The organism is Entomospira culicis (genome assembly GCF_028748145.1).
Lineage (GTDB): Bacteria > Spirochaetota > Spirochaetia > WRBN01 > WRBN01 > Entomospira > Entomospira culicis.
In genome coordinates, this window is sequence record NZ_CP118181.1 from 578,718 (window position 1) to 602,040 (window position 23,323).

Consider the following 23,323-nt stretch of genomic DNA (forward strand, 5'->3'; position numbering starts at 1 on the left):
AAGCTATGAGCATTCGCATTTATGTGGAAGGCGAACGGGCGCTGTGGACGCGTCCTGAAAATAAAGCAGAACGGGTTTCTTATCCCGCAATGACCTTTAGTTCGGCTCGAAATTGTTTGCAAGCAATCTACTGGAAGCCCTCGATTGAGTGGGTGGTAGAGAGCATTGAGGTCTTGCGTCCCTCGCGCTTTATTTCGGTTAAACGCAACGAGGTAAAGAGTTTAGCCATTAAGGGTAAGGACGATTTTTACATTGAGGAGCTACGCACCCAGCGGTATACTTTGATGCTTGCTGGTATTAAGCAAGAAGATGCTCCGCAAGAGCGTCCGAAGTTGGCGTATATTATTAACGCTCACTTTCGTATGACCGACCTTGCAGGCGTATCGCGGAAAAAGTGGCAAGAACATACCCCCGAGGAGCTGGCTAATGATGCCAACCCTGACAAACATCTTGCTATTATTATGGAACGCTTACAAAATGGAAGTGCGTTCACCCAACCCTATTTTGGCACTCGGGAGTGCACGGCTTATTTTCGCCTAGCCAATGATGCGGATGTTTGCTTGCTTAGCGAGGAGGAGAAGAATAAGGATTGGGGCTGGATGTTTTATGACTTTGACTTTTCAGATAAAAAAAATCCAAGACCGCTCTTCTTTCATGCCAAACTGAAGGAGGGAACTATCTATGCTCCTAAAAAGGAGGCACTTAGCTTATGATTCTGCAAAAACTTACTGATTTGTACGATCGCTTTGCTGGAGATGAGAGCGAGGATGTGCGCGAGGCGTTGCCTCTGTATGGATTTAGCTTGGCTAAGGTGGTGTATGCCCTGCATCTGAATGAGGCTGGCGAGCTAGTAGATAAAGATTATTTACGCTACAAAAAGCGTGTGGTGACAGGCAAAAACAAAGATGGTACGTCCAAGACAAAAGAGATGGAATTTACCAAAACGATGATTGTTCCCGAGCAAGAAGGGCGTAGTCAAAACATTCGAGCTTATTTTTTGTGTGATACGCTAACATATATTCTTGGTAATAGCTATACACCCAAAAAACCTGAGACACAAGAAAAAAAGTTAAAAAAATTTGAAGCTTCCAAGGCATTACACCTTAGCGAAATCTCTCGTATGAATGAGCCACTACTTGAGCCGGTAAAGCGTTTTTTTGCGCAGTGGAATCCCCATAATTTTGAGCAATTTGTGCAAGATAATATGCCTAAATGGGACGATTGGCAACGTATGGAAGACGCAGTTATTGTTTTTCGCTTGCCTAGTGGAGCGTATGCGCATGATTTGGCAAGTGTTAAGGCTTACGCGGTAGATCAAGCCAGTAGTGCCGAAGGCGAGCGTGGGCGTTGTATGGTTACCGGCAAGGAGAATGTGGTGATTGCCGATTTGCACCCAAACGTCAAGATGCCCGGTGGTGGCAGTAAATTTGTCTCCTATAATTACGGTGTGTTGACTTCCTATAATAAGAAAGGTGGAGCTAATGCCCCTATTGGGGCGGAGACAGCGTTTAAATACACCGAAGCGCTCAATATGTTAATTGGTACAAAAAATCAGCGAATTAGTTTGGGCGATGCTACGGTAGTTTATTGGTCAAACGGTGCTAGTGAGTATGAGCAGGGACTAAAAGATACACTGCAGCCAGAGGAAGAGCAGACGATAGCGGAGTTAAAAAGACGACTTATCCGCTACAATCTTGATAAAGGGTGGATTGATCTTACGCATGTTCGTTTACCTGTAGAAGGTCTTACGGATATGACGATTGTTGATGAGGACTTGAATATAAAGGATCCTCAACCCTTCTATGTTTTGTCTTTAGTGGCGAATATGCAACGTTTGGGCATTCGCTTTTTTTGGGAGAGCACCATTGGGGTGAATAAAGCAATTATCACTAAATATTATAACGAACTGGAGTTGGTACGTTTTACCGACAAACAGCCTGAATTTATTCCGTTATATGCTTTAGTGAGTGCGACTAAGAGTAAAATGGAACGGGAGACTTCACCCGTTGTTGTTGACTACTTGTTACAATCTGTTTTGACTGGGCAGGAGTATCATCGATCATTGTTGTCCCATTTGGTTAGTCGTATTAGGCGCGATCATGATACGGGCTATACCCGTACGGCGTTGATTAAGGCGATTTTATTGCGTAATCACGCATCGTATTTAGAGCGATATGCGTCATTGGTTTGTATTGCATCGATGAATGAAGAAGAGAGAAAAAAAAGGAGGTTAGTTGTGTTAAATGATGAGTTAGCCAGCCATGGTTATTTGAGTGGTCGCTTGTTTGCGGTGCTAGAGAGGGCGCAGGATATGGCCATTGGTGCCAATGCGAGTATCAGTGATCGATACATTGGCTCGGTATCTACACGTCCTGCGGTGGTCTTTCCGCTACTTTTAAAGTTGAATGTGCATCACTTAAGTAAGATTGGTGGTGGCATGGCTTTTAACTTTAAGCTAGAGCTGGAGCGGATTATGGCACATTTCGATGTGAATGAGAAGGGGGTGATTTTCCCACGTATTTTGTCGCTAGAGGAACAGGGATTGTTCTTTGTGGGCTATTATCACCAGCGTGCTGCCATGAGCGATCGCTTACGCAGTGAGAAGAAAGAAGAGAGTAATCAATAAAAAAGGAGTATATAATCATGAGTAATCATTTAGAGAATCGTTACGATTTTGTCTTTTATTTTGACGTGGAGAATGGTAATCCCAACGGAGACCCTGATGCGGGTAATCTGCCACGCACCGACCCAGAGACCGGCTATGGCTTTACCACTGATGTCTCGATTAAGCGTAAGATCCGCAATTACGTGCAGTTGAAGTATCCGCTTAAAGATCGCGTGGATGAGGGCAAAGACTTCCGTATTTACGTGAAGGAGAAGGGCGTGCTTAATCTTTTTCATGAAGAGGCTTATCTCCATGCTAATAGTGTTTCGGTAAAGGCAGTGGATAACTCTGCCGAGGGCGAGGATAAGAAGAAGGACGCTAAGGGCAATAAGCGCATTGGCAGTGAGGATCAGGTGGACAAGGCACGGGCTTGGATGTGCGAGCAATTTTACGACGTGCGAACTTTTGGCGCGGTAATGAGTACGGGGGTGAATGCAGGACAAGTGCGAGGGCCGGTACAATTGACCTTTGCACGTAGCCAAGAACCGATCTTTGCGAATGAGGTTTCGATTACGCGTATGGCTGTGGCTACCGAAAAAGAGGCAGAGCAACAAAAGGGTGATAACCGCACCATTGGTAAGAAAGCGTTTATTCCCTATGGTCTCTACCGTGCCGAGGGCTTTATCAGTGCGAACTTGGCGAACCAGACGGGCTTTGACAGTGATGATTTAGAGCTCTTGTGGGAGGCGATCCTTAACATGTACGAGCATGATCGATCGGCGAGCCGTGGCAAGGTTTCGGTGCGGAAGTTGGTGGTCTTTAAGCATGATAACAAGATGGGAAAGGCTCCTGCTCAAACGCTCTTTGATTTGGTGCAAACCAAGCGTGTTACCTCTAGTGATGCACCAGCGCGAGCCTTTAGCGACTATCAAATTACCATCGCGAAAGAGAACGTTCCCGCAGGTGTCGAGCTAATCGAAAGGTTGTAAGATAAATTTATCTGGTGTGTAATCCTTTATTATGCACCAGGTGAGATAAAATTGGAGGAATAATATGAGTTCAAAAGTAACTAGTTTAAACCAAAAGGTTAAAAATGTTAGTGGATCTAGTAAAGATCGAGGTAATTGGCTTCAATCATTTTATGCTGAAGGCGATAGTAATGCGGAAACCTGTATTATCAAAGGTTGTGGAAATTTAGCGACTGCTGGTGGTCATTTATATCATGATTACGATATAACTAGGGTGTATATAGCTCCAATTTGCGATACATGTAACCATCCTAGTAACACTGATTGGATGGAAGTCAAAGCTCATCGATTAATGATGAAAAGATAGAAAGTTTATAGCGCGTATGATGGTTATCATGCGCGTATTGGGTTGAACTGCATAAAAAAGGAGGAATTTTATGCAAGAGTATGACTATATTCAGATAGCAAGTTTACAACACTATCAATATTGTCCGCGTCAATGCGCCCTAATGTATAATGAACAAATTTGGGCGGATAGCTATCACACCAAGGCAGGCGATATTCTGCATGAGAAGACGCACCAAGAGCGTATTCGCTATGAAAAAGGTGTGCGTATCGAGACGGCAACGACGGTGGTGTCGCATCGCTATGGCTTGATGGGGGTGTGTGATACGATTGAATTTCACCCTGATACAATTTTGCCGATTGAGTATAAAGTAGGAAAAAGTAAGAGCATCTATGAGGTAGACAAGGTGCAATTATGTGCGCAGGTACTCTGTTTGGAAGAGATGACCGGTCAATCGATTACACAGGGAGCGATTTACTACAATCAAGAAAAGAGCCGTAGCTATATCGAGATAGACGAAGCATTAAGATCGCTCACCGTAGATGTTTTAACGAATGTTCATAAGTTATTGTTTAATAAAGAGTTGCCTGTTGTAGAGAAGAGCAAGAAGTGTGCACTTTGCTCGCTGGTGGAGCTATGTATTCCTGATTTAACGAATATGGCTGTGGCAGATTATTGGCAAACGATGGCATCGGAGGTGGATTGATGAAAAAGATGTTGAATACGCTCTTTATTGAGTCGCCTAAGAGTAGCTTACGGATGGAAGGCGAAAGTATTGTGTTACGTTTGGCGAACGGGGAGAAGAAAAAGCTTCCTACGCTCAATATCGATTCGTTAGTGATTCGAGGATCGGTCTATGTTAGCTCGCGAGTATTGGCTTATTGTGCCAAGCATGGTATCTTGGTGAGTTATTTTAGCGTGAATGATCGGATGCTTTTTAAGATTGATCGATCTTTGGCTGGTAGTAATGTCTTATTACGGCGCGCACAACACGAAGCAACCAAAGCAGAGAATGCGTTGCCGGTGGCTAAGTCGATCGTCATGGGGAAGATACTCAATCAACATCATGAGTTGCAACGTTACAAACGAGAGTATGCGAAAGAGGATCGCAGGTTGATAGAAGATATCAGTAAATTGAAGCATCAGTTGCGGTATGTGGAACTTGCTAAGGATCTCGATGAGTTGCGCGGTTATGAGGGGGTGACTAGTAGTCTCTACTTTAAGTATTTTAACGATCGGATTCGTAAGCATAAGAGGGAATTTTTTATGAAGGGACGCAATCGTCGCCCACCGATGGATCGGGTGAATGCGTTGCTGTCGTATGGGTATCAGGTGTTGTACCATGATATGATTGGGCTGGTGGAGAGTGTGGGTTTGGATCCTGCGATGGGATTTTTACATCGGGATCGTCCGGGTCGGATGAGTTTGGCGTTGGATATGATGGAGGAATTTCGTTCGTTGGTCATTGATCGTTTGGTGATACGCTTGATTAACTTGGGGCAAATTACACCCGAAGATTTTGATATCTCGGCTAGCGGAAGTGTGCGGATAAAGGATAAAGCGAGGCGGATCTTTCTTGAAGGGTATGTGGATCAAAAGAGAGAGTCATATTTTCATTTTTATACGGGAGAGAAGCTGAAATTACCACATTTATGGCACGTGCAGGGGCAATTATTGGCAAGGTATTTGCGAGGTAATATTGAAGGGTATCCTGCCTTTGTGGTGCGATGATGGGAGGGTAGAATGAAAGTTTTGGTCTGTTACGATGTGGCACGCGATGATAATGGTGCAAGGCGATTGCGTAAAGTGGCGCGTATCTGCGAGGATTATGGGATACGGGTGCAGTATTCGGTGTTTGAGTGTCTAGTGGATCCGGCGCAATTGCTGATGTTGAAGCGATCATTGGAGCAAGCTATCAACATGAAAGTAGATAGTTTGCGGTACTATCACTTAGGAAAGAATTGGAAAAATAAGGTAGAACATGTGGGAGCAAAAGTGGCTATCGATATGGAGAATGATTTGCTTTTATTTTAGGGATGGGTGCGTGTGCGAAGTGGTAGTGATGGTGAAAAACGAGGAGGGTTCGCAACATGTTGGGAGAGTGAGGGTGTGATTGACAAGGCTTGACTAGCTGTGATAAGATAGTTTAGGCGAGTGGGGAAGGGCTAGACTCCCTGAGGAGTAGAGGATTTTGTTGCTCGCCGATGTTGTTTTTGCGTGAGAGGAAGCTTTGTCTGGATAGCGAGATAAAGTGAGGCTAGGTTCGCGAAAAGTGCAAAATAAAAGCATGTAAGCGAAGGAAATAGGAAGGGTAGAGTTGCCCTCCACGCGAGGGCATGAATTGAAACATTTTTTTGGGTTTTAGATGCACTGCTTAGTGGAGGAGTTGCCCTCCACGCGAGGGCATGAATTGAAACTATGTCATTTTTCTACCACCTCCACCGTATCGTATAGTTGCCCTCCACGCGAGGGCATGAATTGAAACCTGGCGGTACGATGGATATCGATCGATTTGTGAAGGTTGCCCTCCACGCGAGGGCATGAATTGAAACGAGAATTTTAATATGGATAAGAGCATACTGGAGAAAGTTGCCCTCCACGCGAGGGCATGAATTGAAACGCAACTCTTCACCCTTCAACTTGCTATCGATAAAACCGTTGCCCTCCACGCGAGGGCATGAATTGAAACTTTGCTCAATTTCACGTAATCGCCGTCCTCTATCCATAGTTGCCCTCCACGCGAGGGCATGAATTGAAACACTTTTAGGCGTTCCTCGCCCCGTAATCTAGCCATGGGTTGCCCTCCACGCGAGGGCATGAATTGAAACAGCACAGATTTAACGGCAGTATTAAGCATGGTAATGTTGCCCTCCACGCGAGGGCATGAATTGAAACTCAGATATAGTGATATACACTCCATCAGCATAACTCTTGTTGCCCTCCACGCGAGGGCATGAATTGAAACTGCATAGAGGTTAGATTTCCGCGCAACCATGCAACGTTGCCCTCCACGCGAGGGCATGAATTGAAACTCGCCCCTATTGTACGGGGCTGAATGTAGTAAATTTCGTTGCCCTCCACGCGAGGGCATGAATTGAAACAGTGGTCGCTCGCCAATACTACTAGCTGGTCTAGCGGTTGCCCTCCACGCGAGGGCATGAATTGAAACTTGCGATAGCGGTACGCAGATCCAGCTAGCGACAGGATAGTTGCCCTCCACGCGAGGGCATGAATTGAAACGAAAGTTGTAACTGAAACCGCTCTCTGGTGCGCTAGTTGCCCTCCACGCGAGGGCATGAATTGAAACACCCACGATATAGACGCTAGCTCTGGTAGTAGCGGTGTTGCCCTCCACGCGAGGGCATGAATTGAAACGCATGCCCTTGTCGATGGCTGGGCGCGTGGCATCGCCGTTGCCCTCCACGCGAGGGCATGAATTGAAACTCTATGGCAAGCAGGGAACGGGTAAGGGGACGCTCGTTGCCCTCCACGCGAGGGCATGAATTGAAACAGCAAAACGACAAGCGGTTGAATGGCAAAATCCAAGGTTGCCCTCCACGCGAGGGCATGAATTGAAACCCACTCAAAATAAAGTGATGAAGATTATGACGCTCAAGTTGCCCTCCACGCGAGGGCATGAATTGAAACTCGACAAGGGAAGAAGAGCTGATGCGGCGGTTAGAGCTGTTGCCCTCCACGCGAGGGCATGAATTGAAACCCACCACCAAACTCAAGCCAACGGGTCGCATCTATGCGTTGCCCTCCACGCGAGGGCATGAATTGAAACAATCATATCATAGAGTTGAAAGGTGTTGTTAATGCCTGGTTGCCCTCCACGCGAGGGCATGAATTGAAACGCGAAGTGGAGGGCACACGAAATCCGAAAATCAGGGGTTGCCCTCCACGCGAGGGCATGAATTGAAACTGACAAGCAGAAAATAAAAAAGAACCACTATAAAAGAGTTGCCCTCCACGCGAGGGCATGAATTGAAACGTTAGCTCGCTCGCTCTCAATCCCGTTTGCACTAAGTTGCCCTCCACGCGAGGGCATGAATTGAAACTTCTGCTGTTGTAGTATGATAGTAGTAGGGTTAGTGGTTGCCCTCCACGCGAGGGCATGAATTGAAACTGGAGCATGCTGTCAGTATGCAAGACGTGGTGATGAAGTTGCCCTCCACGCGAGGGCATGAATTGAAACGTGGAGCTTTATCAACGCAAAAACCCGTTTGCCTTGTTGCCCTCCACGCGAGGGCATGAATTGAAACTAAACCATGAGCCTATACCGTTTCATAAGCTTCTCTGTTGCCCTCCACGCGAGGGCATGAATTGAAACACTCTCTTTAACCAACCGCTCACCGACGCGGAGCGTTGCCCTCCACGCGAGGGCATGAATTGAAACTTTTGTCTATGTAACCTTGACAAAAATAAATAAGCAAGTTGCCCTCCACGCGAGGGCATGAATTGAAACATAAGCTCAATTGCAATAGAAAAAAAAGCAACGCTAGGTTGCCCTCCACGCGAGGGCATGAATTGAAACAAGGAAAACTCACGATAGATGACCGCATCAGGCAACGTTGCCCTCCACGCGAGGGCATGAATTGAAACAATATGCACGATATCATCAACGTAGCCATCACGCTAGGTTGCCCTCCACGCGAGGGCATGAATTGAAACCTTCCCTCCTTGAGTGGGGGCGGTTATCGCCCCCTATAGTTGCCCTCCACGCGAGGGCATGAATTGAAACAACCTCCTTCCCACAATCTCTTGATGTATCCAATAGCGGTTGCCCTCCACGCGAGGGCATGAATTGAAACCGATCATCATACCGCTTGCGTACCCCGCTGTATCCAGTTGCCCTCCACGCGAGGGCATGAATTGAAACGATGTACTCAAAGTATCTTGAGCCCGTTCGCATGTCGTTGCCCTCCACGCGAGGGCATGAATTGAAACTATGGCATAGAGTTAGATGGATTTTTGGGCTGGTGGGGTTGCCCTCCACGCGAGGGCATGAATTGAAACCGCGCGGTATCGTCTCATGGCCGAGGCTGGTGAAGTTGCCCTCCACGCGAGGGCATGAATTGAAACCTTTTAGTTCTTTTTCTGTGAGTTTTTTGTAGTCTGTTGCCCTCCACGCGAGGGCATGAATTGAAACATAGAGGAAAAAATCAAGCCCATCAACCCCGAATTGTTGCCCTCCACGCGAGGGCATGAATTGAAACTCGTTCTATTATCATATCTCCTTTAGCCATCCTTCTCGTTGCCCTCCACGCGAGGGCATGAATTGAAACCCACGTATCCGCTTTGTGTAATGTATCCCACTAGCTCTAGGTTGCCCTCCACGCGAGGGCATGAATTGAAACTTAAGGCGGTAATTAATACCATTAAGAAGATATTTAGTTGCCCTCCACGCGAGGGCATGAATTGAAACTGAATACGCCACGGCAGGCGGTCGATATTGTGGGTGGTTGCCCTCCACGCGAGGGCATGAATTGAAACGTGCCAAATCGGCTACTCTGGAAGGGCGATAAGTGGGTTGCCCTCCACGCGAGGGCATGAATTGAAACCAAATACGCGGATAATAAAGACCACGTGCAAAGGATGTTGCCCTCCACGCGAGGGCATGAATTGAAACCATAGCTTGATATAGTACCTAGGCACTCGCTGGATGTTGCCCTCCACGCGAGGGCATGAATTGAAACAGCACATTTGCGATTCTTCCTGCTGCTTTGCCTGCGGTTGCCCTCCACGCGAGGGCATGAATTGAAACTTATAAAGACATCCTAGTGAGTTGCGGCAAGTAACATGTTGCCCTCCACGCGAGGGCATGAATTGAAACTGATACGACTGATAACAGTAGTCAAGCTATCCTCCTGTTGCCCTCCACGCGAGGGCATGAATTGAAACTTACTTCACGAATATGCGTGGTCTTACCTATACCTAGTTGCCCTCCACGCGAGGGCATGAATTGAAACGCAGAACGTGCTAAACCAGATACGCGATGTGCTAGGGTTGCCCTCCACGCGAGGGCATGAATTGAAACATGAGCTACGCCGAAAAAGAGCGCTTGAGTGCAAAAAGTTGCCCTCCACGCGAGGGCATGAATTGAAACATGCTTCCGCTATCCCTGCTGGTGGTGGCTTGCGAGGTTGCCCTCCACGCGAGGGCATGAATTGAAACTATGCCAGCGCCGAAACGGTAGGAGGAAAAAAACGGCGTTGCCCTCCACGCGAGGGCATGAATTGAAACATCGCGCTAAATATGGAGCATCGACAGGCGCAAAATTGTTGCCCTCCACGCGAGGGCATGAATTGAAACGGCACTACCGAGACGCGACTCGTAGCCGTACAGGTTGCCCTCCACGCGAGGGCATGAATTGAAACGTTAGTCGTACCAAGCCAGCCAGCACTAATATGGACGGTTGCCCTCCACGCGAGGGCATGAATTGAAACAGCAAGCCATAAACTGATACTGTCAATTGGCGAGCGTTGCCCTCCACGCGAGGGCATGAATTGAAACCCATTTTTAGCCCTCCTCTCTAGCACCGCATCCCTAGTTGCCCTCCACGCGAGGGCATGAATTGAAACTCTTGAATATAGACATTTTCGTCCTCCTTTTACAGGTTGCCCTCCACGCGAGGGCATGAATTGAAACCTTTGCTTCTGCAATATCCTCTGCCGTATCACTCTCTGTTGCCCTCCACGCGAGGGCATGAATTGAAACATCGCCTGTGGTGCAACGTCAAACGGATATGAAAAAGGTTGCCCTCCACGCGAGGGCATGAATTGAAACGTTCGTTCATGACCTCTTGTTCTCTTTCCATCTTGCGTGTTGCCCTCCACGCGAGGGCATGAATTGAAACTTCCATTCAATGCGTGGTGCAAGATTGTCATCGTCAGTTGCCCTCCACGCGAGGGCATGAATTGAAACTTTGAAAATAATCGTCAACGTCAAGAATCTCAATAGGTTGCCCTCCACGCGAGGGCATGAATTGAAACCACTCTAGGAATTCACTATTTAGATTTGGGCGATTGTTGCCCTCCACGCGAGGGCATGAATTGAAACCTTGCCATCGCTACTTACCGCAACTCACTAGGATATGTTGCCCTCCACGCGAGGGCATGAATTGAAACCTCCTTCAGCGTCTACTCCGCTCCTGTCTATCTCAGTTGCCCTCCACGCGAGGGCATGAATTGAAACTCGGGTTCGTCGGGTCTCACAATCTTGATCGCCGTGTTGCCCTCCACGCGAGGGCATGAATTGAAACCAGGCGATTTTTCTGGTGCGTTCGAAAATATAGCAAGTTGCCCTCCACGCGAGGGCATGAATTGAAACATTTAGGGCAAAAAATAACAAAGGATAATTTTCAAATGTTGCCCTCCACGCGAGGGCATGAATTGAAACTGCGAAAATGCAGGATTTCATGCATCGCAAGATCCGTTGCCCTCCACGCGAGGGCATGAATTGAAACTACAGTTGTTTTTGAATCTGACAATCTAGGCTATCGGTTGCCCTCCACGCGAGGGCATGAATTGAAACGCTCTAATTGCAAGATTTGTGCTTCGCTCAAACCTTGATGTTGCCCTCCACGCGAGGGCATGAATTGAAACTGTGCGTGGATGGAGCGGTGATGTTTCACTATCCGATGTTGCCCTCCACGCGAGGGCATGAATTGAAACTCGCCTCGTTTCGAGCCTCCACTAGCCTCATTCACGGTTGCCCTCCACGCGAGGGCATGAATTGAAACTGGCGTCATACTCACGCCGTAGGCGCTCTAGCTCGTGTTGCCCTCCACGCGAGGGCATGAATTGAAACCAGAGGATTTTTATATTCATGATAGCATAGATGGTAGGTTGCCCTCCACGCGAGGGCATGAATTGAAACGGTTGCTAAACGTGATACTGTGGCTAGTATATCTTGGCGTTGCCCTCCACGCGAGGGCATGAATTGAAACTGCAAGGGTTTCGGTACGTGGTATTTTTTACGCGAGGTTGCCCTCCACGCGAGGGCATGAATTGAAACTCGCCTAGGTCTACCCTCACTGTCATATTGCCACCAGTTGCCCTCCACGCGAGGGCATGAATTGAAACTCGGATCACCTTGTGGGTAAAAAAACGGGATCACAGCATGTTGCCCTCCACGCGAGGGCATGAATTGAAACAAAAAGATAACCTGAAAGTAATCATCAACATCAAGGAGTTGCCCTCCACGCGAGGGCATGAATTGAAACACCTTACTCTCGCGCTCGCTATCCCGCAACGCATGTTGCCCTCCACGCGAGGGCATGAATTGAAACCGCCCTCTGGTGGGCGTACTATGTGGGTGGAGTTCGTTGCCCTCCACGCGAGGGCATGAATTGAAACTAGACTATCCATCACGCGCCCGATGCCGCTATATGCAGTTGCCCTCCACGCGAGGGCATGAATTGAAACTTAGTCGCTCCGTGGTCTCGCTGTGGAAGTCGATAGGTTGCCCTCCACGCGAGGGCATGAATTGAAACTATCCACTCAACTTGTATAGGTCTGGGCTTCTCGCCGTTGCCCTCCACGCGAGGGCATGAATTGAAACTACACTTAGGAGGTGTAAAATGAATATAAATTATATGTTGCCCTCCACGCGAGGGCATGAATTGAAACTTACCTCGTCGTACATCTCTAGGCGACCGTTCATGCCTGTTGCCCTCCACGCGAGGGCATGAATTGAAACATCGGGCGTGATATGGAGCGTGTACTGGACACGCTACGTTGCCCTCCACGCGAGGGCATGAATTGAAACAATCAGATGACACTAATTAATCTGATTAAAGAAACGTTGCCCTCCACGCGAGGGCATGAATTGAAACACTATTAAGAGGCAAGGGCGCGGTGCTATCGGGTAGGTTGCCCTCCACGCGAGGGCATGAATTGAAACCCGATAAAGCGTTTGTTAAAACTATTAAAAAGGAAGTTGCCCTCCACGCGAGGGCATGAATTGAAACAGGCTCACTTTATCGCCTGGAAGTGTCGGCATATAGGTTGCCCTCCACGCGAGGGCATGAATTGAAACATATAGTATCTCGGCACTCGCTGGATATGATTTTCGTGTTGCCCTCCACGCGAGGGCATGAATTGAAACCCCTTCTCTACAATCTTGAAGGGCATAAGATGATACCGTTGCCCTCCACGCGAGGGCATGAATTGAAACTGTAGAGTAATGCTGGTTGACTTGGTACTACTAACCAGTTGCCCTCCACGCGAGGGCATGAATTGAAACATATCCAGCTTAATGGCATTTATTAGTCGTGATAATGTTGCCCTCCACGCGAGGGCATGAATTGAAACTCCTTGTGATAGCGGTTTTTTTCATCGGGTAGCACGCGGTTGCCCTCCACGCGAGGGCATGAATTGAAACACCAAACAAATAAGGCGCTAAGGCGCGAGATACGTCGTTGCCCTCCACGCGAGGGCATGAATTGAAACTTCGGATATCACGCAACAAGCCGATATCCATTCTATCGTTGCCCTCCACGCGAGGGCATGAATTGAAACGTTAATAAACCGCTCTATGCGCCCTCTCAATTGAGTTGCCCTCCACGCGAGGGCATGAATTGAAACTCTTCGGTAGTCGTTGAGTTCGATTCCCGTTTCATTGTTGCCCTCCACGCGAGGGCATGAATTGAAACACAAGTACACACCGCTAGCAACACCTTTAACCCACGCGTTGCCCTCCACGCGAGGGCATGAATTGAAACGCAGGGGGCGATGTCATCGACCTCGGGCATGGCATCGAGGTTGCCTTCCACGCGAGGGCATGAATTGAAACTGTAGAGTAATGCTGGTTGACTTGGTACTACTAACCAGTTGCCCTCCACGCGAGGGCATGAATTGAAACCATATTTTGACTCTATCAATAAATCCGCTGGTACTCCCGTTGCCCTCCACGCGAGGGCATGAATTGAAACATGCTCGAGCGGTACCGCCCAAGAGACTAACTTTGTGTTGCCCTCCACGCGAGGGCATGAATTGAAACCCTTGACATATTCATTATCTAAACGCATGATAATTATATGTACGCGATAACTTTTGATTTTGACACCGCTTGCCTAGAAAAGCACTTTAGCAGTGATGATATTACCCGAGATTTAGATATGGATATTATTTTACCGGCACAAATCACGGAAAAAGTGAAGCGTGCCTACATCAAAGCTTACTATCTTGCAAGACGCTACTTAGAACAGAATGGCGTTAAATGGAAGCAAGGGTCGGTCTACTTCTATCAGGATAAGAGCATTCAATATAACTTACTTGTCTTAAAGATTATTCGCAAGATGGCGAAAAAATACCCATGGTTTTTGGATTGCTCGCGTGATGTACGTATGCTCAAAATTGAGGCAGAAAATGATGTACTCGCTTTTCTAAAAGATGATTAGTTGCCATCCATGAATGAATGGCAATTAAGGCTGTGTCGACCTAGCCGAAAAATTGAATTAATAATCCATATTGATACCAAAATCTTCCTTTGATTTATAGATCTTAAACCAACTTGTAAAATCTAAAGTTTCATTGTTCTCATCCAAATAGTAATTATTATCTACGCCATTTACTGTGTGAACATAATAATAATGCTTGTCATCATCATGAAATTTTATAGAAAATTCTTCTTTACTTCCGTCAACCATATCACAATAGTTTTTATACTCACTTCCTAAACTATTGACATAATCTTCAAGCTTATTTGTATCGCCATAGTCATCAAACATTCCTGAATTATACCAGCTGTCTTTGATGTTGTCTTTTTTTAAGAGTTTGGTTAACTTATTTACGTTGACCATGGCTTTACATTTTGGGTAGCCTTCTAGCCAATTCTGAATTGCATCGATATCGAATTTTAACGATTCAATTTCAAAATCAATCGCAAATTTTATGTTTGATTGAATATCATCACTTACATTACACATAATGTATCACCTCTCTTTAGTTATTATAATTATTATAGTTATTTTGTCAATACAGTTCGTAGCTTGGCTTGCTATTTTCTCAAAATTAGTGTATAATGAAATCGTTGTACAACTAAAACTAGAAATGTGATGACAATAAATAGTTTAACAGTAAAACTTGACATTTCTTAGTAAATTTTTTCTTGGTAGTTGCTGAGATCAAGAGGATTTTCTTTACTTACATCGCCCTCTGCGCAAGGGGGCAATTTTCTTTTAATATCGCTTGACAATCGCGCTCTTCCATGCTAGCATCATAGTATGGATATCAACATATATCGTCGCGTGCGTGATAGAAAAGCCTTGCTTGTGGCGCTCAAGGAGACATGGGCTTTGCACGCATACTTTCCTGACGCTAAACGTCCGATGTTAGTCTACGAGCTCTTTTTTGATATGGCGCTCTTAGCCTCTTGTTGGGTGGATGTTGCGGTGGTGGATGGTCAACCCGTAGGCTTGTTGGCAGGAGTGCTCAAGCACCATCAACCCGTCGCCTGCCGATTGTATAATTTCTTGGCAAGTATCGCATTCTACACTAAGTTTGCTTTCATCTTGCTTACCCATCAGCTAGGAAAACCTCGCTTTGTCCTGCATCAACTAAGAGAGGTTTACTCCCTTGAGGCAATGTGTAAGCTTCATAAAGATCCACACGATGCCCAGATCGAACTCTTCTATTTACACCCCAAGGCGCGCGGACACGGAGCGGGGAGGGCGTTGATGAAAAACTTCGTGGCTTATGCAAAAACCCATCGCGCACGCTCTATTGCACTGTGGACAGACATCTCGTGTAGCTACACCTTTTACGACAACTACGGTTTTTCGCGCGATGCCTCGTTTTTTAGTCCGATTTTAGCAGAGCCAGAGAAGGGGCAAGATAACGGCTTTGTTTATACACTTAAGATAGAAGATAAAGAGTAAAAGAGAGGCTCAGCGAAACCTCTCTTGTTTAAGATAACGTAGCGATTAAAAACGAAAACTATAGCCAAGAAAGATTCCAACATTATAGGGGCTGATGGCAGATTGTCCATTAAGGCTAGCGCTAGGCATGCCCTTGTTGTAGGTAAAGGCTAAGACATCGAGGGTGGTGCGTACGCCAAATTGGATAAACTGATTCTCTACTGTTTGCATGGAAAAGCCAAGTTCAGCGATGAGGTTTAATCCCACGTAGAGCTTGCCGTTGTCGATAGAACCGCGCTCCGTTTGGTTGTTGATGGTCTGCTTGTAGGTTGGTTTGGTGTTGAGCGTAGGCCCTAATCCGATGCCAGCAATGAGGCTATAGCGATCGTCGGCAAAGGCCATGCGTCCTTTCATCATGATGTCTAGGGCAAAGGTGTGAAAATTTACCTTGGTCTTACCGATTTCGCTGCCATCGATATCTTTCTCGGCGAGCGAATAGCTACGAAAGAGGCTAAAGTGCCCTGCCACGCCTAAAATGATGTAATCATTAAAGGCAAAGTCGGCAACCACCGCACCGGCGAAGTTGATCGAGTTAAAGCGCCCGTCAAGGTCGCACCGCTTGGGGATATACTTGCCATCATCGGTGTAAAAACCAATCACATTGGTGGGTAAATCGACACCTAGGCGCAAGCCCACCTCAATGTCTTGCAGGGCGAAGCTCTTCATCGCCAAAAGGCTGAAGAAGAGGGCGAGTAAACCAATTTTTGTTTTCATGTCTGTCTCCTTTAATCTAAAACGGATAGATTATGAATAATATATAAAATCAATATAAAGATTTTATGAATATGTCGTAGAGATAATATAAACTAGTAGTGAAGAGAATATGAAGATATTTTTTTGTAGATAAAACTTTCACCTCCTTAATACAGGATAAGTTAATTATATATATAATTTGTCAAGTAGTATTTAATGGATTATTTCTTTTTTGCAATAAGAATAGGGCATAAAAAAAGAGACTCATATTGAGTCTCTTGATGATAGCGGAGAGGGAGGGATTCGAACCCTCGGTACCCTTATGAGGTACAACTTCTTAGCAGGAAGACCGATTCAACCACTCTCGCACCTCTCCGTATGACGTTTTTTGGCACTTTTCTAGCGGAGAAGGTGGGATTCGAACCCACGGACGCTTGCACGTCAACGGTTTTCAAGACCGCCTCCTTAAACCGCTCGGACACTTCTCCAAGTGTTAAAACGTACTTGTATTCTAGCATTTTTTGCCAATTGTGTCAAGTATCTTGCTCACTTTTTTGCGCATGATGGTGCAAAGAGGCGCTAATTTTTTCTGTCAAGAGCTCCCTACCAATATTTTTTGGCGAGGAGTAGACAATATAGCTACTGTTGGGCGTCTCGTAGACAAGTTTTTGCGCCATGGCGTGGCACTTGGCCTTTTCGCTCTGGTTGAGTTTATCAATTTTATTAAAGATAAAAATTTGTTGAAGCCCACGTTTACTCGCCATATCGATGAGCATGGCATCCAGTTCGGTAATAGGCATACGGCTATCGAGGATAACGATAAGTATTTTTAGATTCTCTCTCTCTAAAAGATAGTGTCCTAGTTCGGCCTGCCAGCTACTCTTCATCGACTTACTCACCTTAGCGTAGCCATATCCGGGGAGATCGACCAGTCGAGCGATCGCTTCGTTTCTATCCTTTAAATAAAGATGAAAAAGATTCATTTCCCGTGTCTTGCCGGGAGTCTGCGAGACGCGTGCAAGCTTATTTTGACGCGTTAAGTTGTTGATCAGTGTACTTTTTCCGGCGTTACTACGTCCAGCGATGGCAATTTCTATTTGCGCATCACTAGGTAGATCTTCAAAAGTTGGTGCACCCATCGCGAAAGATGTCTTGTGGAAGAGAATAGGTGAAACTGTTTGCATAAGATGCCCCTTGATGTTTTTTATTATTCTATATTAGATAATGATTTTTGTCAAAGGGCAATTTCACATAATGTCTGGGCTTATTCTTTTTTACTCCATTTGTTTTCGATATTTTGCTTAAAATACAGCACAAAGAGTAAGCCGATAATGCCAACTGTCGCTGAAATAATAAAGTAGATAATATTGGCCTTATCGCTAGAGAATTGACCATAAATATAGCTACTTATACCAGGCAAAAGAATATCGGGAAGATAGCCTAAGAAAGAGATAAGACCGATCGCCATGCCAAGTAGCGTTGCTGGTATATTTAAAAATTGCAGTAGTGACCAATAGACGCCACGGATAGTATAATTAGCTAGTCCCACTAAAATAATAATAGCAAAGATTAGGGCATTGGCTAGGGGTAGTAATGCGATGAGGAGTAAGCCGATAATGGAGATAATCATGGAGATGAGTAATAGCGTGGATTTACCAATTTTATCGGCAATCATGCCTCCAATAATACCACCAATTGGGCGCATCCACATGACGATAACTAAAATAAATCCAGCGATCTCAGGCGTAACTCCTTGGTTACTGACTAAAAATCCAGAAAAGTAGTAGACTGTCCAAAATAGTGTATATCCAGTAAAAATAATTGCGCTAATGAGCCAAACCTCTTTTATGCTTAAAATAGTTTTCATCAAGAGCATCGGTGAATCTTTTTTTGTTTTATGTTCTGTGCTTCTCTCTGTAGTTGGGCTAGTGTTGGTTAAAAAGAAGAAGATAGCAACAGACAATATAAAGAGCATAATGCTATACATTAATATGACAGCTTGCATTGCTTGGCTGTTATTAGCGCTTTTGTTTGAGATAAAAACGAAAATAGCCACGGCTAAGGTTGCCAGTAATGCTTCGACTAAACCGCGCCCACCATCTAAAATACCAAAGAATTTTCCTTCGGTTTGTGGGGTTGTCAGCATCTTTACTGCTTTCATTAATGCGCTCCAGAAGGTAAAGACGGCGGAAAAGCCAAATCCTATAAAAATGATGCGCACGATAGTGTAGCCGGGTAGGGTAGCCAGCCAGATTCCCAGTAGACCTGTAGCAACTAGTGAAAATAAGATCAACCACTTAGCAGGAAAGCGATCGGCTAACCACCCGCTAGGAACATATCCAACGATGAACATCATCCCTAAAAATGAGTAGATTTGGCTCAGCTCTTCCATGCTCATGTTTAGCGCGCTCAGTAAAGGCTCTTGGAAGTTAGTGCGTAAATAAATGAGTGGATAAATTGCCCCTGCCGCTAGTACCAATAGGAGTAATTCAAAATAAGATTTTTTATTACTCATCTATAACTCCTCGAATGTGTCGTGCAGATGATGTAAAATGGTATCCATATTGTCACTAAGATACTCATAAGCCTTAGCGATTTTTGCATACTTTTCCACATGCATTGGGTTAGGCATAAAGGTTTTATCCCGTTCTACCATGTGTTGGATAGCCTCTTCAAAGCTAGGGTAGACTTTTGTGGCAACAGCCGCACAAATCGCTGCCCCCAAGCCTGCGATGCTTTCATTTTTGGTGCGATAGACGGGAATAGCGAAGACATCAGCTAAAATTTGCATGAATAAATCTGAATGCGATCCGCCTCCAGTAACAACCAGCTCCTTAGGGTTAATGCTAAGTTCCTGGGTCATATTGAATGCATGGCGACGCATTGTGAGCGAGATGCCCTCTAGAATAGCACGATAGATATGCCCGTAAGTGTGACGTTGATCAAAGCCAATAAACATGCCTTTTTTATGAGGTTCGTTGGGTGGGGCCAGCCAGTCTAGAATACAAATAAGCCCTTCACTGCCTACGGTCACATTATCGGCAATTTTATTTAAATAGTTCTCTGCAGAAAGATTGTGTTCTTTGGCTTGATGACTAAGTTCTTTTCCTAGGAGATTTTTTAACCAGCTTACTGTCCACATACCTCGTCTAATTCCATTGCTTTCATAGAGATAGCGATGGGGTTGTGATGCCATATTCGTCCAAAAAAATTGGCTAGTTGCACGCGACTCATCGGCAACTACCATACTAGCGATATAGGTGCCTAAGGAGAGAAGTACCGTCTCTTGATTGAGAAGCCCTGCACCAAGTGCCTCTACAGCCTTGTCATTGGCGGTGTGCACCACGGGAATACCTGCATATAAACCAATCTGATTAGCTATTTCATGACTTAGATATCCACCAATTTCTCCAGGCATCCGCATTTCGTACATCATCTCTTTAGAGATTCCGTAGCTTGAAAAATCTTGGGGATTCTCTAATACTTTCCATTGATTAACATCGATAGGCCACTGCCCCAAACAATTAGCGATTGTATCTGTAAAAGATCCTGTTAATCGCCCCATGAGATATCCTGTGGTAGCTACGACATACTGAACATCCTTTTGGTCGTTTTGATAGGGCATACTAATGCGACGATCCATCCAGCTGATAACCGGATGTGCCAGCGTTCCATCGGCCTTAACCAAACAACGACAATAGCGAATACTGCCAAGCCCAATAGCAATAATTTGACTTCTATCTTCTTTAAAGTGAGTGAGCGCATCTTTTATGGTTAACATGAGTGAGTCAAAAAGATCATCAGCTGGATGTTCGGCAATACCATCTGGGGTGGTATACATTGGCTGTAATGCTCTGCTGGCTTGCGCAACTGTTTTGCCTTTTGTATCAACAATAACGACTTTCGTACTTTGTGTCCCACCATCGATGCCCATAAAATATTGTGTTAGCATAAAAATTCCTCCTTTTTTATCCAACCCAGATGTCTAGCGCACTAAGTAGCCACCGTCTACGGTAAGGGTGTGCCCATTAACGTAGTCTGAGGCCTTACTGGCTAAAAAAACAACGGTTCCCATTAAGTCTAACCGATCGCCCCAGCGTCCGGCGGGAATATGATCCAAGACTCGCTGATTACTCGCTGAGTTTGCTCTAGTCTGTTCGGTTATTTTTGTCGCGTAATAGCCGGGGGCGATAGCGTTTACTTGAATGTTGAATTGAGCTAGTTCATCGCAATAGGCTTTGGTGAAGCCTACGATACCATGCTTAGTGGCTGCATATGCTGGCGACCACTGTCCACCCAAGAAAGAAAACATTGAGCCAATATTAATGATTTTTCCGCTCTGTTGTGGAATCATGAATTTACCGGCTTCATGGCTAAGCTCAAAGGCCGCGGTAAGGTTAAGTGCAATCATCGGATCCCACTGCGATCGATTGTACTTTAAGACGTCTGGTTCATTGATACTCATGCCTGCGCTGTTAACCAAAATATCAACACTGCCTAGCTCTTTTACACATGTTTCGATGATTTTTTGGGGCTCCCCGGCCTTAGTAATGTCGGTTAGCATGAAGCGATACTTCTGACCAGTACTTTCGATGAGTTTTTGTGTTGTTCCATCATCCTCCACGATGCTAGGAATGAAAATATTAGCGCCGGCCTTGGCTAATGCCAGTGCGAATGCCTGTCCAAGACCGCCGTTTCCTCCAGTAATAATGGCATTTTTTCCTTTTAAAGAAAAAAAGCTCATGTTAAAGTCTGTAATTTCTCGACTCACTTTTTGCCTCCTTTTATTCTGACGAAGAGCTTAAAGCTCTTCGTTGATATGAAAAATTGTACCCTTGTTCATAATTCCCTTTGGATCAAAGGCCTTCTTGAGTGTTTTGAGCATGTACAAGGATGAACCATACTCTTGCGCTAAGAAGTGGGTGCGGTGCTTTCCAACTCCATGATGATGACACATAGATCCACCTACTTTGAGTGTCTCCTCTACGATAATATTTTGAATTGGATCGTGATATTTGGTGCGTTCCTCTTGGGGTTCACACTTCATATCGTAGTAGTATACGAAGTAGAGATTAGTCCCGTTGATATAACTATGACTAGAGTGGGCACCTAACAGGGTGAGATCAGGAATCTCTTTACGGATGCGATCGATAGCATTTTTGTATAGGGGATAGACGTTACTCCAGCTGGCGGAAACCTCGGTAGTAAAGCCACAATTGTTGGTCTCTTTAATCTCATCGCGCTCTTCTTGAACCTTTCTTTCATCCCAGTTAAGATTGTTAAACCAAGTTTCAATATAATGACTTTCCACCTGCTGAATGTTTAACTTGGCAACAATCTCCTCGATTGCGTTGCCTGTGGCTTGCGCGATTCCCTTAGGTCCCTCAGCCATAAAGATTAAGACACACTTATTTTGCGCAAAATGAGAAAAGTGATACGCTGCGTCTTCTGGTGAGTAAAGTCGCACAACAGAGGGGCGATATCCAGCCGTAATCACATTATGAATAGCCTTAAAGCCAACTTCCATATCATCTAAAATATAGCCATAAAAGAGGTGATTTTCTGGATACCATTTAAAGAGCTTTACGGTTACTTCTGTAATAAAGCTAATGGCACCTTCGTTACCAATGACGATATGGCGAATGTCAGGACCAGCTGCGCGTCTTGGCACGTTTTTGATACGGCAAATTTCGCCATTAGGAAATACGCTCTCCAGACCAACAATCATATCTTCGATTCCACCATAGAGTGTCGAAAATTGCCCTATTGAGCGCGTGGCAGTCAGTCCGCCAAGCTGCGCGAGTGGCTTAGATTGCGGTGAGTGTCCTGTAGTAAACCCTAGAGCACGAACTTCATTTTCTAAAGTCTCCAGAACTACCCCACACTCAACGGTTGCTTCCATGTTATAGGTATCAATGTTTATGATTTTTTTCATGTTCGAACCATCTAGCACAATGGAATTTTCCACCGCTGTTTCTAATCCACCCTCTGTCGCCGATCCACCAGTGCGTGGTACAACATTGATTTGGTGCTCGTTACAAAGCATTAAGATTGATGATACTTCCTGGCTATTCGTTGGTCGCACAATCGCTGCAGGCGTTGGCATGGAGTAGATCCCCCAAATCGTCTCCACCTTATAGTACCGATCTACACTATACTCTTTGAGGAGTGTTTCGTCGGTAATAACTTTTTCTTTAGAAAGAATATGGAGAAGCTTCTCTACGATTTCTGTTCGGTTTAACATGAATTCCACCTTTTTATTTAGTCTATAAATTCATTGTAAACCGCACTTTTTTATTTGTCAAGAAAAAATTAATTTTATTGGCTAATCGTTGGGTTATTCTCGTTGGTTTTTCAGTGAGCGTAAAAAGAGATTGAGCATAAGATAGCCGATGGCGATAAAATAAAATTGTTCAGAAATACTTTTGATAGCGCCAAAAGTCAGGTAGATATAGAGCCCAGTAAACGACGACTGATAGATAAGCCAGAGTGCGATCCCCACTAAGCCCACGGCACTCAGATAGGGTGTGAAGGTGGCTGGGATCTTGTGAAAAAAAGATAAAATCCTTATTAAAAGATAGGCAATAACCAGCATCGGCATGGCTAAGATACTCAAGATAAGTAATTGCGAGAGCAAATCGCCCAACGTAACCCAGAGGGTGGCATTGGGTAGCTGTGGTTCTAACCAGAGGGCAAGGCGTCTCTGCGCGATGCTCAAGAGAACACTAAGGGCAAAGGCATTCAAAATTGTTTGCACAACTATTTTTGTGATAGTAAGGATTTTTTCA

Annotated in this window: 17 protein-coding genes, 2 tRNA genes and 1 CRISPR repeat array; of the genes, 9 read left to right on the forward strand and 10 right to left on the reverse strand. The window is 45.4% G+C overall.

Translation table 11 applies throughout. The features are described from left to right. Positions 1-5 precede the first annotated feature (5 nt). The 8 genes from cas5c (at position 6) to PVA46_RS02775 (ending at position 14,324) form a co-directional block, all read left to right on the forward strand. The gene (cas5c, locus tag PVA46_RS02740) at positions 6-713 is read left to right on the forward strand and encodes a type I-C CRISPR-associated protein Cas5c (RefSeq protein WP_167695233.1); all 708 of its coding nucleotides are present in this window, start codon (positions 6-8) and stop codon (positions 711-713) included. Beyond that, complete coding sequence (cas8c, locus tag PVA46_RS02745) at positions 710-2,626, forward strand: type I-C CRISPR-associated protein Cas8c/Csd1 (RefSeq protein ID WP_167695234.1); 1,917 nt, start codon at positions 710-712, stop codon at positions 2,624-2,626. The genes cas5c and cas8c overlap by 4 nt, the downstream gene beginning before the upstream one ends. Before the next feature lie 17 nt (positions 2,627-2,643). After that, positions 2,644-3,594 carry a type I-C CRISPR-associated protein Cas7/Csd2 gene (cas7c, locus tag PVA46_RS02750; RefSeq protein WP_167695235.1) on the forward strand — a complete coding sequence of 317 codons (951 nt, stop codon included), beginning with the start codon at positions 2,644-2,646 and terminating at the stop codon, positions 3,592-3,594. 64 nt (positions 3,595-3,658) lie between these two features. Continuing rightward, complete coding sequence (locus tag PVA46_RS02755; protein ID WP_167695236.1) at positions 3,659-3,940, forward strand: hypothetical protein; 282 nt, start codon at positions 3,659-3,661, stop codon at positions 3,938-3,940. Positions 3,941-4,010: 70 nt separating this feature from the next. Beyond that, positions 4,011-4,625, forward strand: coding sequence for a CRISPR-associated protein Cas4 (gene cas4, locus PVA46_RS02760; protein WP_167695237.1), 615 nt, complete (start codon positions 4,011-4,013; stop codon positions 4,623-4,625). Continuing rightward, positions 4,625-5,650 carry a CRISPR-associated endonuclease Cas1 gene (gene cas1, locus PVA46_RS02765; RefSeq protein ID WP_167695238.1) on the forward strand — a complete coding sequence of 342 codons (1,026 nt, stop codon included), beginning with the start codon at positions 4,625-4,627 and terminating at the stop codon, positions 5,648-5,650. The genes cas4 and cas1 overlap by 1 nt, the downstream gene beginning before the upstream one ends. A 12-nt stretch (positions 5,651-5,662) precedes the next feature. Then, positions 5,663-5,953, forward strand: coding sequence for a CRISPR-associated endonuclease Cas2 (gene cas2, locus PVA46_RS02770; protein ID WP_167695239.1), 291 nt, complete (start codon positions 5,663-5,665; stop codon positions 5,951-5,953). Positions 5,954-6,235: 282 nt separating this feature from the next. Continuing rightward, positions 6,236-13,924: direct repeats of the CRISPR family, unit length 32 nt; unit sequence GTTGCCCTCCACGCGAGGGCATGAATTGAAAC. A 37-nt stretch (positions 13,925-13,961) separates the two neighbouring features. Beyond that, a complete protein-coding gene (locus PVA46_RS02775; protein WP_167695240.1) occupies positions 13,962-14,324 on the forward strand; it encodes a hypothetical protein in 363 nt (120 codons plus the stop codon). Positions 14,325-14,381: 57 nt separating this feature from the next. Here the strand turns inward: PVA46_RS02775 and PVA46_RS02780 are convergent, their stop codons facing one another. Next, positions 14,382-14,852, reverse strand: coding sequence for a hypothetical protein (locus PVA46_RS02780; protein WP_167695241.1), 471 nt, complete (start codon positions 14,850-14,852; stop codon positions 14,382-14,384). A 297-nt stretch (positions 14,853-15,149) separates the two neighbouring features. Here PVA46_RS02780 and PVA46_RS02785 point away from each other — a divergent pair, with 297 nt between their 5' ends. Further along, the gene (locus tag PVA46_RS02785; RefSeq protein ID WP_167695242.1) at positions 15,150-15,803 is read left to right on the forward strand and encodes a GNAT family N-acetyltransferase; all 654 of its coding nucleotides are present in this window, start codon (positions 15,150-15,152) and stop codon (positions 15,801-15,803) included. Between the two features lie 45 nt (positions 15,804-15,848). Here PVA46_RS02785 and PVA46_RS02790 read toward each other — a convergent pair whose 3' ends face one another. The 9 genes from PVA46_RS02790 to PVA46_RS02830 all read right to left on the reverse strand — a co-directional run bounded on the left by PVA46_RS02790 (position 15,849) and on the right by PVA46_RS02830 (position 23,292). After that, positions 15,849-16,556, reverse strand: coding sequence for a hypothetical protein (locus tag PVA46_RS02790; protein WP_167695243.1), 708 nt, complete (start codon positions 16,554-16,556; stop codon positions 15,849-15,851). 267 nt (positions 16,557-16,823) lie between these two features. After that, positions 16,824-16,911, reverse strand: a tRNA-Ser gene (locus PVA46_RS02795). Positions 16,912-16,938: 27 nt separating this feature from the next. Further along, positions 16,939-17,023: transfer RNA gene (locus PVA46_RS02800), tRNA-Ser, on the reverse strand. Between the two features lie 45 nt (positions 17,024-17,068). Next, positions 17,069-17,719: a ribosome biogenesis GTP-binding protein YihA/YsxC gene (yihA, locus tag PVA46_RS02805; protein ID WP_167695244.1), complete on the reverse strand. Its 651-nt coding sequence runs from the start codon at positions 17,717-17,719 to the stop codon at positions 17,069-17,071. 80 nt (positions 17,720-17,799) lie between these two features. Continuing rightward, positions 17,800-19,050 (reverse strand): MFS transporter, encoded by a 1,251-nt coding sequence (locus PVA46_RS02810; protein ID WP_167695245.1) that lies wholly within the window; start codon positions 19,048-19,050, stop codon positions 17,800-17,802. Continuing rightward, the gene (locus tag PVA46_RS02815; RefSeq protein ID WP_167695246.1) at positions 19,051-20,487 is read right to left on the reverse strand and encodes an FGGY-family carbohydrate kinase; all 1,437 of its coding nucleotides are present in this window, start codon (positions 20,485-20,487) and stop codon (positions 19,051-19,053) included. Between the two features lie 33 nt (positions 20,488-20,520). Beyond that, a complete protein-coding gene (locus PVA46_RS02820; RefSeq protein WP_274360317.1) occupies positions 20,521-21,306 on the reverse strand; it encodes an SDR family oxidoreductase in 786 nt (261 codons plus the stop codon). Positions 21,307-21,336: 30 nt separating this feature from the next. Beyond that, positions 21,337-22,779, reverse strand: coding sequence for an FAD-binding oxidoreductase (locus tag PVA46_RS02825; RefSeq protein WP_167695247.1), 1,443 nt, complete (start codon positions 22,777-22,779; stop codon positions 21,337-21,339). 93 nt (positions 22,780-22,872) lie between these two features. Next, positions 22,873-23,292, reverse strand: a complete 420-nt coding sequence (locus PVA46_RS02830; RefSeq protein WP_274360318.1) for a hypothetical protein — start codon at positions 23,290-23,292, stop codon at positions 22,873-22,875. Between the last annotated feature and the right edge of the window lie 31 nt (positions 23,293-23,323).